Annotated in this window: 17 protein-coding genes and 1 pseudogene; all 18 read right to left on the bottom strand. The window is 39.8% G+C overall.

Features of this window, described 5'->3' with window-relative positions:
* Positions 1–275 precede the first annotated feature (275 nt).
* A complete protein-coding gene (locus tag ACTQWB_RS17825) occupies positions 276–2666 on the bottom strand; it encodes a recombinase family protein (protein WP_441502763.1) in 2391 nt (796 codons plus the stop codon).
* 83 nt (positions 2667–2749) lie between these two features.
* Positions 2750–3235 (bottom strand): annotated as a pseudogene (locus ACTQWB_RS17830) (type IV secretory system conjugative DNA transfer family protein); the annotation flags it as partial.
* A 215-nt stretch (positions 3236–3450) separates the two neighbouring features.
* The gene (locus ACTQWB_RS17835; protein WP_441060445.1) at positions 3451–3933 is read right to left on the bottom strand and encodes a PcfB family protein; all 483 of its coding nucleotides are present in this window, start codon (positions 3931–3933) and stop codon (positions 3451–3453) included.
* 185 nt (positions 3934–4118) lie between these two features.
* Entirely contained in the window at positions 4119–4835 is a 717-nt protein-coding gene (locus ACTQWB_RS17840) for a hypothetical protein (RefSeq protein WP_015541258.1), read from the bottom strand.
* Between the two features lie 61 nt (positions 4836–4896).
* Positions 4897–5703, bottom strand: a complete 807-nt coding sequence (locus ACTQWB_RS17845; RefSeq protein ID WP_441060443.1) for a hypothetical protein — start codon at positions 5701–5703, stop codon at positions 4897–4899.
* On the bottom strand, positions 5700–6074 hold the full coding sequence (locus tag ACTQWB_RS17850; protein ID WP_021926218.1) for a helix-turn-helix domain-containing protein: 375 nt from the start codon (positions 6072–6074) through the stop codon (positions 5700–5702). The genes ACTQWB_RS17845 and ACTQWB_RS17850 overlap by 4 nt, the downstream gene beginning before the upstream one ends.
* 162 nt (positions 6075–6236) lie before the next feature.
* Positions 6237–6524 (bottom strand): DUF6809 family protein, encoded by a 288-nt coding sequence (locus ACTQWB_RS17855; RefSeq protein WP_015541255.1) that lies wholly within the window; start codon positions 6522–6524, stop codon positions 6237–6239.
* Positions 6490–6876 (bottom strand): DUF6050 family protein, encoded by a 387-nt coding sequence (locus tag ACTQWB_RS17860; protein ID WP_441502764.1) that lies wholly within the window; start codon positions 6874–6876, stop codon positions 6490–6492. Before ACTQWB_RS17860 ends, ACTQWB_RS17855 begins: the two co-directional genes overlap by 35 nt.
* Positions 6873–7253: a DUF6017 domain-containing protein gene (locus tag ACTQWB_RS17865; protein ID WP_373102698.1), complete on the bottom strand. Its 381-nt coding sequence runs from the start codon at positions 7251–7253 to the stop codon at positions 6873–6875. Before ACTQWB_RS17865 ends, ACTQWB_RS17860 begins: the two co-directional genes overlap by 4 nt.
* Positions 7253–7894: a replication initiator protein A gene (locus ACTQWB_RS17870; RefSeq protein ID WP_441502765.1), complete on the bottom strand. Its 642-nt coding sequence runs from the start codon at positions 7892–7894 to the stop codon at positions 7253–7255. The genes ACTQWB_RS17865 and ACTQWB_RS17870 overlap by 1 nt, the downstream gene beginning before the upstream one ends.
* Before the next feature lie 22 nt (positions 7895–7916).
* Positions 7917–8804, bottom strand: a complete 888-nt coding sequence (locus ACTQWB_RS17875) for a ParB/RepB/Spo0J family partition protein (protein ID WP_441502766.1) — start codon at positions 8802–8804, stop codon at positions 7917–7919.
* Positions 8797–9573: a ParA family protein gene (locus tag ACTQWB_RS17880; protein WP_005426615.1), complete on the bottom strand. Its 777-nt coding sequence runs from the start codon at positions 9571–9573 to the stop codon at positions 8797–8799. Before ACTQWB_RS17880 ends, ACTQWB_RS17875 begins: the two co-directional genes overlap by 8 nt.
* A gap of 23 nt (positions 9574–9596) precedes the next feature.
* The gene (locus ACTQWB_RS17885) at positions 9597–9773 is read right to left on the bottom strand and encodes a hypothetical protein (RefSeq protein ID WP_005426617.1); all 177 of its coding nucleotides are present in this window, start codon (positions 9771–9773) and stop codon (positions 9597–9599) included.
* On the bottom strand, positions 9773–10231 hold the full coding sequence (locus ACTQWB_RS17890) for a DUF6075 family protein (protein ID WP_005426619.1): 459 nt from the start codon (positions 10229–10231) through the stop codon (positions 9773–9775). Before ACTQWB_RS17890 ends, ACTQWB_RS17885 begins: the two co-directional genes overlap by 1 nt.
* A 433-nt stretch (positions 10232–10664) precedes the next feature.
* Positions 10665–11993, bottom strand: coding sequence for a sensor histidine kinase (locus ACTQWB_RS17895; protein ID WP_441502767.1), 1329 nt, complete (start codon positions 11991–11993; stop codon positions 10665–10667).
* A 68-nt stretch (positions 11994–12061) separates the two neighbouring features.
* Entirely contained in the window at positions 12062–12424 is a 363-nt protein-coding gene (locus ACTQWB_RS17900) for a hypothetical protein (protein ID WP_441502768.1), read from the bottom strand.
* Positions 12424–13854 (bottom strand): phosphoglucomutase/phosphomannomutase family protein, encoded by a 1431-nt coding sequence (locus ACTQWB_RS17905; protein ID WP_441502769.1) that lies wholly within the window; start codon positions 13852–13854, stop codon positions 12424–12426. Before ACTQWB_RS17905 ends, ACTQWB_RS17900 begins: the two co-directional genes overlap by 1 nt.
* A gap of 61 nt (positions 13855–13915) precedes the next feature.
* A complete protein-coding gene (locus tag ACTQWB_RS17910) occupies positions 13916–16309 on the bottom strand; it encodes a GH36-type glycosyl hydrolase domain-containing protein (RefSeq protein WP_441502770.1) in 2394 nt (797 codons plus the stop codon).
* Positions 16310–16314 lie beyond the last annotated feature (5 nt).

Below are 16314 nucleotides of genomic sequence, written 5' to 3' on the forward strand. Positions count from 1 at the left end.
TTTGTTCACTATAGAAAAATCGAAATTGATGTAAACGATAGGGCAGTTTATCAAATATTGTAAGCTGCTTTATCGTTTACACCAACTTCGATTGGTTTCTAATCAATTTTCTGTTCCCTATAAAATTAGTTTATTGGGATTTACCAAATCGCCAAACAACGATTTGGTAAACCATCTATACAATACCATACTTCATTGTCTATTACAATAATTGCATCGCTCCCGCTTATTCTCATCAATTCTGCAACTATTATATTGTGATATTATGCTTACTCTTAGGCTGTCTGTTCACTTTTCTTTGTATGATACGCTTCACGTCTCTTAGCCAAGGTCTTTTCATATCTCTCTTTTGCAATAGGATCTCCGTTTAATGCATCGTCACGCATTTTTCGGTAACTCTTCACTGTAGCTCTAACCTGATACTGTTTATGCTCTGCTAGCTGGCTCTGTGCTTCCTGATCTCCGGCTTCTGCCCTAGCCTTCAAAGCATCTAACTGCTCCTTTCTCCTTGCGGTATGCCGTCTGTTATGTTCCGCATTTTTCTCTTCTAAATATTTCGCATATTCAGGGTCATTTTCTGCTCTCTGCTTACGCTTTTCTGCTGATTTCCTTGAACGTTCCCTTGCAATAGCTCTACGCTCCTCAAGCTCTCTGACGGCTTCCTGATTGCCTTTTTCTGCCTGTTCCTTTAATTCTGCCAAAGCAACCTTTTTCTTCCTTGTAGCACGCTCCTGACGCTTCTTTTCCCTTTCCAAAGTCAAGCGTTCTTTCTCTTCCATCTTCGCCCGATATTCAGGGTCAGCCATTCTCAATTTACGCATTCTTTCTGCTTGCTTACGATTGTTCTGCCTACCCTTTTCAAGAATTGCTTCATATTCTGCCATAGCTTCAGGATCTCCGGCTTCTGCTTTTGCCTTGATCTCTGCACGCTTCTGATTTCTTTTCTGCGTAGATTTCTTAGAAGAATTTCTCTTTCTTTCTGCAATCTCTTCCGCTCTGCGTGCTTCCTCTGACTGCATGGCTTCCACTTCGTCCTCACTGAGTGGGAGAACAAAATTTCCAATGAAATTGAAGTAAATATCCACTTGCTGAGTACGGTCTTTTGTTCTGCCACCCTCTGCTTCATGAATAACAACTTTTTCAATGAAATCATTAAGCATAGGTGTTGTCAGTTCGTCAAAATCTTTGTACTTCTTAACCAGTCGCACAAATCTGTCAATCTGCACTGTTTTAGTGGATATACGCTCTGTCGCAGTTTCAAGCTCCGAAATTCTCTGCTCTAGGTTGCTTTGTTCGGTGTCATATTCTGTCATAAGACGGTTAAACTGTCTCTCCGGCAATCGTCCTAAAGTGAAATTTTCATACAATCCCTTTATCAGATCATCTAAATCCATCATGCGACGCTTAGCTTCCAATAGCTCCTTTTTATCGTTGGTATTGTCCTTTTCACACTGTATTTCATACTGTGCCTTCAACTGTTCCACAAATTCCTTTTCATCATTCAGAACATATTGTGAAACTCGCTTAGTTGCCTGATAAATCAGCATTTCTACTGTACTTGCCTTAATATAATGACCGGTACATGAATGATATTTATTGTGATACCGGCTACAACGGAATGCCTGATTACTGTCATAGGTCTTTCCGTCTTTCGACTGTGAATTGATATATGCCAGTCTACTTCCACAATCCGCACAATAAAGGAGTCCTGACAGCCTATTAGTAGGCTTTTCATTGTTTCGTCTAGGTGAAACTCGTTTCCTCATTTTCTGTGCCTTATCATAAGTTTCCTGATCTATGATAGCTTCATGAGTATTATAGAAAATAAGCAGCTCGTCCTCATTCACAACTCTTTTTCGTTTCGTCTTGAAACTGTCTTTTGCTGTCTTTCCAAGAATGGTATGCCCCAAATACTCACGTCTGCTCAGAATATAGCCGACTGTTGTTGCATTCCATGTATAAGCATCATGGTATCTCGTACACTGGCAATCCTCAGGATGGTTCTGTCTCGCATAAGCTGACGGAATAAGCACTTTATCCGCTGACAAGGTATCTGCTATTGCGGTTGCTCCCATTCCCTCGCAAGCAAGCTGAAAAATGCGTCTGACAACCGAAGCGGATACTTCATCAACATACAAAGTCTGCTTATCCTCAGGCTTTCTGTAATATCCATAAGGCACAGCACCGCTGACACGTTTTCCGTCTCGCATTTTTGCCTTGAACACTGCCTTGATTTTCTTACTGGTATCTTTTGCATACCACTCATTCATGATATTCAGAAATGGTGTAAAATCATTATCTGCCGGATTGGCACTGTCAACTCCGTTATTTACTGCAATAAAACGGACACCTTTCTTTGGAAACATCATTTCCGTATAGAAACCTACTTGCAGATAGTTTCTGCCAAATCGGGACATATCTTTGACGATCACTGTTCCCACTCTGCCGGCTTCAATCTCTGTCAGCAAAGAATTGAATGCCGGTCTGTTGAAGTTCGTTCCTGAATATCCATCATCACTGAAATGTCGGATATTCTCGAAACCATTTTGTACCGCATAATCTTCAAGGTACTGCTTCTGATTTGTTATGGAGTTCGATTCTCCTTGAATCTCATCATCACGAGACAGACGCTCATAAAGTGCTGTTATTCTATTATCTTTAGCCATTTTCTCAGCTCCTTTCATAATGCTAAAAATAAGAACACACAGAAAACACTTCATTTTTTAATGACATATTTTCTCTGTATTCTTAAAATGTAACCCTTCGGATCAGTAATCACATAAGAGCTGTGCATCTGCATAATGTTAGGCTTTACAAAAAATCTGGTTTTTCCAGAACCGGAACCACCAATTACCAGAATGTTTTTATTCCTGGCGTATTTCGGATTCTTTGGTCTGCTTGACATAGTAAGACTCTCTGTTTCTGTGAGAATAATATTATTTTCAAATTCAGGATCAGCATATGGTCGTATATCTTTTTCTGTTCCCCATCTGGCAGAACCATACTCCACACCCAGCCGATATTTCCTGGCATTTTTCGTGCGGTAAATAATAATAAGCTTTACAGCCACGCCGCCTGCGATTCCACACAACAAATCTATATGATTCAAACTTGGCCAGAGATTCTGAAATGCCAGTTCAAAATAAGTAATGGTATTCATAAATTTATCCCAGGAAGTTGCTCCGGTGTTTACCCGATACAACCAGGCAATCTTATTGAAAAAATAGGCAAACATCAGATAGGGGAAATTAGCTAAAAACAGCTTTTTCTGATCTGCCCTCTTCAATTCACTTACCTTGTCCGTAATCAGATTTTTCACATCTGCAAGCATTTTTCCTGGGATACTCTCTGAGGAAAAAACAGCTTTTCCAGATATTTTTCTCTTTTTCGGAGAGCCTCTGATATGCTGAACTTTTCCTCTTTTCTTCTTATGCTGCTGTTTTTTCTCCGTCATAAACTCTGCCCTCTGTCTTTCTGCTGTTCTCTTGCTCGTTCTCTGTTCTTTCCTTTAGACACAGCATCCTTAAAGTGCATAAGTTTTTCCATAATAGATGGCTTATCCTTTTTGTTCATCTGGACACACAAATATTTCTTAAATGCCAGATTCATCATTTCTGTATCCTGCCCTTTAAAGAACACATAGTAGGTCGGTGGCTTGGTCGAACTGTCTTTTTTCAAGGCAAAATCTAAACGGTATTTTTTCGCCACACGCTCAAAGGACTTGATATTTCCATCTGTGATTTCAATATTGGATAAACCAGAACCCTGGCTTTTCAATTCTTTGTATGACTGTTTTCCAACCTTATAAGGATTCTTTCCCTTTTGCTTCTGTCCTGACAGATACTTCCGCAACATATTTTTTAACACGTCGGCAGTCACTCTTGCAGTTTTAACCGACAATGCGATTGTTTTCTGTGTAACTTCTTCCTGCAATTTGCACGCCTCCTTTCGATTCTGATCAGCAAATTACGGTGGCACTAACAGATGGGGGAGATATATTTTCATTGGAATTTGGCTCCTTTCCACTTCCCGACAAATTGTCGAGAAGTACTCTTTAAAATATAAAAAGCCGGCTGATTCCAATTTCTAATAAAATGGACCAACCGGCTACAAATTCTCTATTTCGTTTTTTCATTAATAAGCTGTTTTTTTATGAATACCAGCATTGAAATGAACTCAACTAACAACTCATATGCACTATGTATATCATCCGTTCCATATTCAACAATTCCATTATGCAGAATATTATTTCTAAACGGAATTCTTTTATCAATTTCCTTGGTATAAGCGTCAGTATTTGCAAACACTACATATGTAATTCCCATAACGTAAAGTTTTCCCACACTCTCAGAAGACATTCCCTCATTTTCATCTATAGACATTCGTTTTACTATTTGTTTCACTTTTGAATAAGGCTGTTTCGTGTAATTTAAAGTATTATATATTAACGGTTCTATATGTGATAACAATATTACTAATTTTTCACGTTCACTTATGGACGGATTGCTTATAATACTTTTTATATAACAATGTAATTTATTTTCTTGCTCATAATACTCCATAAGTTCTTCTTCCGCATCTTCTTTATCAATAAGCCCATAACTGTCTACCAACCACCAGACATCTTCATAATTCAAATCATAATTACTTAGTTTTTGAACGTTTGCAAAAAGTTGCGTATTCTTAACATCATCTGGTATATTTTTTAAAAATTCTGTCAAACTTCCAAATAAAGTATCTGGTATATTTTGTGAGAAACGACTTATTTTTTTTGAAAACTCAAGTAACACATCACCCAATTTATCTGTATCTATAAAATGATCTTCTTTATTCATCAGACCCTCCCTCTACTTATTTGTTCAATTTATTTTATTATAACCAATCATACTTATTCTGTCATTTATTTCTTAAACTCAGTAATAAATATACAGTACTGAATTGCACATACAACTTTCCTTCTTCCCAATCCATCTGATCCATCAGTAAACACTGAAATAATACATCTACATCCTGCAATTTATAAATCCTGTTGCACGTTTCTGACAAACCTTTCAATTCCGGGACCTCTTGCATCGCATTTCGTCTGTGCATAAGGCATTGCAGATATAATGCTTCCAAATGTTTCTGACTGAAAATAAGTGCTGCGATATCCTGTTCATTAACAGTACATTTACGTTTTTCTAACTCTTCTTGGGAAATATCCAGAAAACACCGGATATTTTCGACATATACATCACCATCAAATGTTGGATGCTTTTTCTTAATCCATCGTTTCGCCGCTACCTCCATATTCTTTCTGTCTCGATCAGATCTGGCACTACGGAAATTCAGCCTTTTGCCCATTTCTGCATAGATATTACTTTTCACCTGCCGATCTGTCAAAGCTGCGTATTCTTCATTGCGAAAAAAATAATCTAAAAGTTGGTTCATCTTAGCCTGACTATCTACCAAATGATAACATTCCTCGGAAAACCCCAAACCCGCAAATGCAACTGGCGCACTTCCTTTTTTGATTTCTTTTTCAATCACTCTCAAAATGTCTCTCTTTGATTCCATTTCTTGCTTTCCTTTCTCTTCTTCAATTTTCTGATTCTGTTCACAGATCATCAATAAGTTTTCATCTGCTCTTTTCGCTGTCAGTGTTAATGAATAACAAACCAAAACCAGAAACAGTGATATCAATGCACTTCCTACACCAATCATAAAAACTTTTCCCCCTCCAATACATGAAGCAATCCGTCCCACTTAAAAAACGGACTAATTTTTTTCAGCATAGCAATTAAGTCCGCTTCATTTTCTATTTCAATATCCAAAAATTCTATTACACTAATTTCAAGTCCATCCGCAATTTTCTTTAATTGTTCTACTTTCGGCTTTCGTATGCCTATTTCATACTTCCGAATTGTATTCACATTAATTCCTGTTCGTTCTGCAAGCAGCTCCTGCGATAGCCCTCTCTGTTTCCGAAAATAACGAATCTTTTCATTTATCTCCATGTCTTTCATCTGTTGAACTTCTCGACAATTTGTCGGGAAGTTGTTCCCTTTCCCAGTTTTCTTTTCCTTCATATCCATACATAGATATTTCCTCATCCAATAGCCTTGCAACCATAAAGCAACAAGACAGCAAAAACAAAAGCACTATTCCTGCCATAATAATAATTATCAAATCAATCACATCTCATCCTCCTATGTAAGCGGTACAGAAAAAGCAGCCTTGACAGACTGCTTTTTCAATCACCATATTCTATTTTTGTTCTCATGTAAAAAGGCTTCCGAAATTGTGCGAATCCCAAACGCTAATCCATCTATGTAAGCGTCTCTCTGTTCTGTTTGTTTAAGATTTAAAGTATATTCCTTGTAATCCTCAAACATTGCCTGCAGATCCGGACTCATTAGACTTATCATTTCCTTTTCTAATGTTTCACACAGTTCCTTTGTCTCTTCATAACTTTTACTTTGTGTCTCACATTGATTCATTGGATAAATGCTATAATACAATTTTTCCAGTTGCTTTTCGCTCATTTTTGATCACCATTTCTTTCAGTCTTTTTATGATCCATATAATTCCAGAAATGCCGTTTTTTAGCAAAATGCCTGCTACAGCTAATAATCTCCAGGCAAGAACCCCTATTCCAATCAAACTTCCTACCATCAGTTTAAGTACCACCAAACCAAGAATTTCCCCTGTCCCCACATTTCTTGGAACGACCAACAAAAACATTTTCTGGATTCCGAAAGGTATTCCCACAAAAAGCAATAATTTTCTCCAGTCTAATATTTCACCATTCATGCACATAGGGTGAACAATTAAGCAGATAATCATAGCTATTGCACCAGGAATTATCAATTTTGTTATAATTTCTTTTCCTCTCATATGCCACCTCCGTACATATCATGATTTACTTTTGCCTGGTAATAATTGCCTATTGTCGTTATTGAATTCATAAGACAGGTAAGCAAATACGCTTTTATGTTCTTTACTTCCCTGGTATTCTCATGCAGACAGTCAAGTACATACTCTATGTGGCTTTCTTCCAGCAACAATAATCTGCTTTTTACGAACTGATATGGGTATTTCACTCCACTGATCGTAATATTCTCCCGTTCTATGCTGATTGTTTCCACAATTAGTGCCACAATTTCATCCAACTGTTGCTGTTCCCCTAGTCTGCATCGTTGTACAAGACAGTCATATTCAATATTTCTTTTTACAAGTGCAGTATTCATCTGGAATAACTCCATCTCTTCCATCAAATCCATTGACTGCTGTTCGGAAGAATCTGAAAGATTGATAAGATCAGTATTACTTCTGTCAGTATTACTAATATCAGTATAATTATAATTAGTATTATTAGGGTCGGTTTTTCCGACTTCCAGACTTCGGTTTTTCCGAACTCTTGACTTCGACTTTCCAGAACTCCAGACTTCGGTTTTTCCGAACTCTTGACTTCGGCTTTTCCGACTTCTTGACTTCGGTTATCATTCTCTGCTGAATCTAATACTTTTTCTTTTCTATATACAAAGCTCTTTACATAAATAATTGTTGGTTTTCCCAATCCTCTCTTTACTCTTTCAATCAAACCAATTCCTTTATCAGTATCTAATTCTGCAAGAATTTTCACACCTTTGTCTTTTCCGCAGTTCATATATTCCATCACTTGTTCCAATGTAAATATGATATAAACTTTCCCCTCATTGTCCACCCAATTATTTCTGATAGACAAAGCCATTCTGTCCAGCATCAGCCCATAAAGAACCTTTGCATCGCTGGACAGATTACGGAAATATTCATCTGTGAATAATACTTTGGGAATACGGTAAAAAGCAAACTGTTCCGATTCATAATCGTGAAAATAACCAAACTCTATTTTTGTGCTTTCGGATTTTGCCATTTTGCTTTCTCTCCTTCCCTCGTTATTGGCTTTTCTTCCAGTTATCAAGCAGTTCATAGATAACCTGTTCAATCTGTTCTCTGTTATATTCCTTTGGGAAATACTTTCGTATTTTCTTTTCAGTTAAAGTAACTTTTCCTGTCTCTGTTTTCTTTTCATTCAGAATAAGCTGTACCGCTAATTCTGTCAGTTTACCTTCACCGCTGTATTGCTTCAGTTTTGTTGCCATTGAACCTGTAACAGAGCTTGCGCCAGACACTATGCAGTCTTTCACCCAAATCTGCTCCGGTTCTGATAAATAGGTTAATGAAACACCTACTGTAAAATTAATCTTTCCTTCATCCAACAATTTCAGCAATTCCGGAATAAGACAGGTCAAGCGTATGTAACGCTGAACGGTTCTTCCACTGTCACCGGCAGCCTGTCCAACCAGATCTGCACTGTCAACAGAAGCTGCGTTTTCGTCTTTTATGCCCTGATGTTTTACTGCATCCATCTTCATCTTATAAGCATATGCCTTTTCGCTTGGAAGCAAACTTTCTCTCTGTATATTAGAATCCACCATAACGATTACGGCTTCATCATCGGTATAGTTCCGTATGAGTACTGGCATTTTACTTTTTCCAGCCAGTTCGCAACCACGTTTTCTCCTGTGACCAGCAATCAGTTCATATCCTCCCTCTGCGCGAGGACGTACCAATGCAGGATTTAAGATGCCATAATTCTTGATACTTTCTACTGTTTCAGCCATTTTTTCATCATCATTTACATGAAATGGATGATTTCTAAAAGGATGTAACTCATTTAATGGCACTTCAACAATCTGATTAAGAGTATTCTGTTCGGCTTCATTGATTCCAAGCAATTCATCATAAGAAGTAAGCTGAATTTCTTTCTTAGGTTTACGCATGATTCAACACCTCCTGGACAAGTGCTTGATAACTGTACGCACCTTTTCCTTTTGCATCGTAAGAAAAAATACTGACACCTTCTGATGCAGTTTCGGCAAGAGCTTCTGTTCTTGGAATCGTCTGATCAAAAATTATAATCTCTGCTCCATAAGCATCTCGTACTGCCTGCTTATTTCTCTTTGAATTATTATAATGACTGCTGTCCATTGTAAACAGAATCCCTTCAATCTGTAAATCAGGATTAAATCTCTGATGAATGCCTTTCACAACTTTCAGTAATTCCATGAGACCATCTGCCGCATAGTATTGAGGCTGCACCGGAATCAAAACGCTATCAGCTGCACTTAACGCATTAATTGTCATCATTCCCAACGAGGGCATACAATCAATCAGGATATAGTCATAATCATTTTCCAAAAGTTCCAGATATTCTTTTAAGACTTTTTCTCTGTCCTCTACCGTAAATAATGACATGTCCATTCCCGAAAGAAGTTTATTAGATGGAATTACATCTATTCCTTCCTCATGGTGTAAAATTGCTTCCCTGGGATCAAATTCTAATCCCATAATGATATTTTCCATCATTGTTTTCAATGTTACCCTTAAGTTCTTTGGAAAACCAAGTCCCATTGTCAAATGTCCCTGTGGATCAGCATCTATCAGCATTACACGTTTTCCAACCTTAGACAGTCCTACTCCAAGATTAATAGTTGTTGTAGTCTTTGCTACTCCACCTTTTTGATTTGCGATTGCGATTATTTTGCACATGATATAATTCTCCTGTATTTCTACTATTTTTTATTTACATTACTTTTTTCAATTTCAGCATAAGCTCTATAATATTTGCTCGTCCCTTTATTGGAATAAAGTTCCGATAATTCCATAACTTCAATTTTAGGATGACGCTGCAGGATTTTCTGAAACCATGCAATATCATTTTTTGTTCCCATCAGTCTCACTTTCAGCATTAATCTATTCCTCCAAGCATGGCATGTAACTTTTGATTGTACACTACATATTCCGGATAACGGATCTGTATTGCCTGCCAAAAATATGGTGCATATACACAGCAGAAGATATCCTCTACTGTATACTGTCTGCACTCGTTTACCTGTTCCTCTGCATCTTCATAATCCCAAACGCTTGGCGTGCTGTTACAGTACAGATTAAATGCCATCCTTACCACTTTTAAGCTACCGCTTGTCTGCCATCCTTCATGTAAACATTTCGTTTTAACAGACCCCGTTTTAAAATTATAAATTCTGTCAGCATTTTTTCTGGTATCTCCATTAATACCCAGACAATAACACAATGCCTTATGGTACACATCCTGATACCGTACTTCTTGTAATTTTTCATAGTAGAATTTTTCATGTGCATCACTGATAAAAATAATGTTTTCTGCTCCTAACGCTGTACTTTTCATTTTGAACCTCCTTGAAATAAAAAAGGACCTTACCAATTGTTCTACCAATTAATAAGGTCATACTATATGTTACTTTTCTAAATTCGTGCTAGGGATTCCTCTTTAGTAAAAACTTAGTAAAACATCCCTACTGGTTCAAAAATATACTGTAAAATCAAGGTTTTTCAGAATTTTGCTAAGGTAGTGCCGTGACATTTAGAGTAACGCCGCCGTCAGCCATTGCTGTTACCGGGAAAACAGATGCCGCCATAACTCCACACAATACTGCGCTTAACACTTTTTTCTTCATACCAAAAACCCTCCTGTTTTTATTTATTTTGTTTTGGTTCGTCTCTCAACTTGTAGCTATATCATACATCCCGGGTTCGGTATTTTGAATAACTGGTTCTGCTATTTCTTGCATTTTATTGTCATTTGTGTACAATGTTTTTAATCAACTGTTAACAAGAATCGTCAATATAGATATGGTCTGCTCATCATTGTAGCTTTTTATGGTAAGTCCGCAGTTCTCCCCATACAAGATCCTGAGCCTCTGGTTTACATTGGCGATTCCAAGGTTTCCTGAGGATTCTTTTCTGGCATCATAATCCGGTGCAAGAAGGCGCTTTACCTTCTCCTCATTTTCTTTTCCGAAGCTTCCGTCATTAACGATCTCAATATACAGATACTTCTCATCCCTGTGAGCCCGTAGAAGAACTGTTCCGCCTCCTCTTTGAATAATACCATGTTCAATTGCATTTTCAATAATAGGCTGCATGATCAGGCGGGGAACCATCATTCCCATCAGTTCCTCTGGAATCTGCCGTTCCACCGTAAGCCTCTTTCCAAGCCTCTCTGCGATAATATAAAAGTAGGCATTCACATAGATCATCTCCTGTGAAAGCTTCACTTCTGGAAGTCCCTTCCTGTCCATAGCAGCATCCATTAAAGTAGACAATGCCCCGATCATCTTGGAAACCTTCTCATTTCCCCCAAGCCTTGCCTCCCAGTTAATGATTTCCAGGGTATTACTCATAAAGTGAGGATTAATGTGAGACTGCAAAGCCATGATCCTGGCATCACGGAGGGCCAGTTCTTCCTCATAAATATGGTCAAACTGATACTTTAACTGACCGGACATCTGGTTAATGGAATTTCTCAGATATTCAAATTCCAGATTCTCCATAGGTGTATCCACCTGGTATCCCAGATTTCCCTTCTCAATCTCCTCAGCACAGTTCATCAGTTTCTCCACCGGCTTCGACATTTCTTTGCCGGAAAGCCTCATGAACATGATCATCATAGGGATCAGTGCAAATCCCATAGCAAAGATCACATAGAAATATCCATACAGGAAACGGAACAGCAGCAGCTCCTTTGCATACAGCACCAGATTGATATCATAGTCGTTTTCCCGCTGGTTGCTGAATATGTAAACCTCACCTTTCTCCATTTCGTAGGCGGAAGCATTTTTCAGCACCTGTTTCTCTGCCAGCTCTTCTGCTGCGGCATCTTCATTTGTATTTTTTAAATCTCTCACTACCGGTATTCCGGATATGGTAAGCACAACGCCAAAATCCTCCCAGGCAGTCTTCACAGGTTCAAAGCAGTAATCCACATTTACCCTGCTTACCAGAATGCCCCAGGAGGTAAAGCTTCGGTTCATCATATTCCGGACAATGTAAAAACCGTTGTCTGTTTTTAAGAAGCCCACTGCTGTGTCCAGATCTTCTGCCAGTTTCAGAACCTTATCCCTGTCCTGGTCAAAAAAATGCTGGATCATGCCATAACTTCCGCCGGTTCCAAAGTTATAGCTTGTATAATGTTTATTCAGTGGATCTTCTTTTAGCATTAATACAGTAAAAATATTATTTTTTTGTGAGAGTACTGCGAATTCAGATAATTCTGTACCCCATTGGAAAAAATGCGCTCTCCGTCTGCGCCTTGCCGTCTATACTGCCTGTACTGTTCAAATAAAGTACCGTCATAAGTAGCCTGCCGTGAATCTGCAATAGCTCCGTTCAGTCTTTCCGCACAGGTCCGGGCATTGAGCCCGGCCTGTACACTAAGACGTTCCATCTGATTCTCCCGCTGGGTGATCAGCATATAGGAGCCAATGATCCCAATGATCACCAGAAACGGAAGAACCCAGCATAACAGCATGATTTTTGCAAATTTCCACTTCAGAGAGCGTATCTTCTTTTTATTTTTCATTATTTTAATTCCAGAAACTCCTCAAAAATATCAACCAGTTCCATGGCACTAAGCTCCTCATCCATTTCGCAGAATATACGCAGTAAAGGTTCTGTTCCGGAAAAACGTGCAATGATCCAGCCGCCATTCTGGAAATATACCTTGCAGCCATCCAGATATGATACCTTATGGATGGCATAAGGCAGCTTTGGCAGTAATTTGTCAATCATTAAAGCCTTATGGATCTGCTCTTTGCGCTGCGTCGTGAATCTGTAATCTCTTTCTACCATATGGATTTCTCCATATTCAGCTTCAATCTCTTTTGCGATTTCAGAAAGCTTTTTGCCGGTAACCGCAATCATCTCAACCAGCAGGGAAGCTGCATAAATACCATCCTTGCCGTTGATATGGCCTTTCACGGTAAGACCGCCGGAGGACTCACCTCCAATGATGGCATCTGTCTCCTGCATTTTTTCAGAAATATACTTGAAGCCTACAGGAACCTCATAGCACTTCTGTCCAAAGCTTTCGGCCACACGGTCAAGCATATGGGTAGTTGCCACATTGCGGACAACCGGACCTGACCATCCTTTATATTTTACCAGATAATAATACAAAAGTACAAGAATATCGTTTGGATGAAGAAATCTTCCCGTATTGTCGATTACACCGATTCTGTCCGCATCACCGTCTGTTGCAATTCCGATATCGCAGTAACGATCCAGGACATAATTCTGCAAAGGGCGCAGCGTGGCTGCATTTGGTGCAGGGAGCTTCCCACCAAACAAGGTGTCGTGGCGCTCATGGATGGTCTCCACCTCACATCTTCCAATAGATAAAATCGTTTTAAGGGAAGTCTGACTGACACCATAAAGAGGATCAAGTGCCACTCTAAGTGCCTTATCGCGAATCGCCTGCATATTTATCCTTGCTATAATATTGTCAATGTATTCGTTCAAAGGATTAAATTCCACTACCAGCCCTGCATTTTTCGCTTCTTCATATTCCATGACAGGGACTGGTCTGCCGGCCTTTATATCCTTTTCCACCATATCAATGTAATGTTCAATTTCCTGTGTCTGCTCCTGATTGGCATCTCTTCCGCCCCTTGTAAAAACTTTGATTCCATTATAGATAGCCGGGTTGTGACTGGCTGTCACCATCATTCCATATGGAAGATCATGTGCCATTACGTAATACATGATCAGCGGCGTTGGTGAAGATTTATTCACAAACCAGCTGCGGATTCCGTTTGCAGATAACGTCTCGCATGCCCACATAACAGATTCTTTCGAGAGAAAGCGACGGTCGTAACCGATACAAAGCCCCTGGTCTGCCACCCCCTCATCCTGCATTTTCCTGGCGATTGCCTCTGCCAGGATCTGAATATTCGCCTTAGTAAATTCATCTCCAATGACAGCTCTCCAGCCGCCTGTTCCAAATTTTATCATTTTGTCTTCTCCTTCTTAGCTCTGCTTATGGAGCGTTAACTCCTTTATAATGCCTCTCTCACTATCCCATTATCACACGAACCTGATGAATACTGCCTTTTTCAAGAACCGGGAGCACCGATACCTCTTTTCCATCCAGGAAGATCTGTCTCACACCTTTTGATACATGCTCCGGATTTTCAACTGTAATATCATATCTGGCACCTCTCCATTGTCTCGTCAGGGTAAATCCATCCCATTCTTTTGGAATGCAGGGATCAATTTCCAGGCTATCCATTCCCGGACGTACTCCTAACATGTAATGCGTTGCAGAATAATATGCCCAGCCGCCAGTTCCGGTCATAAACGGATGTCTCGCACGGCCGAATGCTGTGTGGTCTTTTCCCACAACAAACTGACAGTAGGAATAAGGCTCTGCCTCACGGATCTCTATCTTGTCGTTCTGGTAATAAGGACAAAGTGCATGGTAAAACTCCATAGCGCGGTCGCCTCTTCCAAGCATACACTCAGCTGCCCATGCCCAGGGATTGGGATGACTGAAAATAGAAGCATTCTCTTTTAGCCCCGGGTAAACTCTTGTGACAAATCCGATATCATCGTCCGATTTTGTATAAGCAGGACCGTTGAGCATAATTCCATATGGGGTAAAAAGCTGGTCATAAACACTATCCATGGCTTTTATTCCCTTGTCATAAGGTGCTGCACTGGAAAGCACTGCCCATGCGTTAGACTCCAGGTGGATTTTTCCTTCTGTATCCTTCTTAGTTCCGATTTTGCGGCCGTTTGCAGTGATTCCACGGATATACCAGTCACCGTCCCAAAGAACTTCATCACAGACAGCTTTTACCTTTTCTCCCATTTCTGTATATTTCTTTACATCCTCTTCCTCTCCTTTATATTTTGCCAGTTCCACAAATTTTCCGATTGCCCAGTAGTGGAGGAAAGAAACCATCGCACTCTCTCCGCCTCCCAGGTTCAGGCAGTCATTCCAGTCTGCACGAAGGCCCTTGCAGATTCCATCCTTTCCTACCTGTCTGCAGGAAAAATCCAAGATCCGTTTCATATGCTCATATACACTGCCCTCACCGCCGTCGGCATAGGTATAAATTTCATCCAGGAAAGAAAATTCGCCGCTTTCTTTTACATATTCATTGATGGATGCCACCAGCCAGAGGGCATCATCTGAACAGGTGTCCTCAATTCCGTGAATCATGTCGGTAAGCTTTGGCGTAGGTACAACTGTTGGTGATTTAAAAGGCTTTTTGCCTTTCTCTTCCGGATCAAACCATTCCGGCTGAAAAAGGTGAAGTCCATACCCCTCTTTTACCAGACCACGAAGAAGTTCTACGATCCTCTGACGGCATTTTTCCGGGTTAGAATGCGGAACAGTCATGGAGTCCTGTGAAGTGTCACGATAGCCAAGACCAGTGCGCCCTCCCACTTCAATAAAGGAAGCAAATCTGGAAAACATAATATTCACCTCTGCCTGGTACAAAGTCCATATATTGATCAGAGTGTTCATACCTTCGTCTGGAGTATGGATCTGTAATTTATTGATCTTTTTCTCCCAGTAATCCTTCAGCTGTTCATAGACATGATCTACTGCAGGTCCATTTTCATATTTGGCACGAAGCTTCTTTCCGTTCTCTCTGTCACCCTCTCCAAGAAGAAAAATCACCCGCACTTCTTCTCCTGGTGCCAGCTTTAGCTTTTTGTGGAGAGCACCACAGTGATTGTTGCCAAGCTCACTGCTGCCGCTTAATCTGCCACGCTCAACACCGATAGGATTGTCTTCTGTACGGTAATTTCCAATAAATTTATCCCTCAGGCAATCAAAACTCTCCGGTGTAAAATCAGCTGTGAAAAACTGATAGCCAAACTCCTCATAGAAAAGATCACATTCAATAATTCCATCCTCATAGGAAGAACCAGAAGCATACATACTCATCTGGAAATTCTGATTATCCATGGCAATCTGATGAAAAGAGAATTCCAGGTAAGAAAAAACACTGATTTTACGTGTTTTATCACTGTTGTTTTTGATCTTTACATCCCAGATTTCTACCGGATCATCCATTGCGACGGACATTTTTTGTGTGGCGTAAATACCATTATAGCTGCACTCATAAACGGAATAGGACATGCCGTGGCGGCAGATGTATTTCGCCTGGTCAAGGGGCTTTCCAACAGGCTGCCAGGACACACTCCAGTAATCCCCGCTTTCATCATCCCTCAGATACACATAATGTCCCGGTCTGTCCATAGGTACACCGTTTGGGCGAAATCTTGTGATTCTGTGATATTCCGGCGATTTATAAAAAATATAGCCGCCTGCCGTATGATTCAGGACTGCGCACATATCTTTCACACCAATGTAGTTGGTCCATGAAGTGGGAAGGTCTACGCGGTCGATCACATATTCCCTTTTACCATTGTCAAAATGTCCATATTGCATAAAAA

The organism is Blautia sp. HCP3S3_H10_2, from assembly GCF_052122375.1.
Taxonomy (GTDB): Bacteria; Bacillota; Clostridia; order Lachnospirales; family Lachnospiraceae; genus Blautia_A.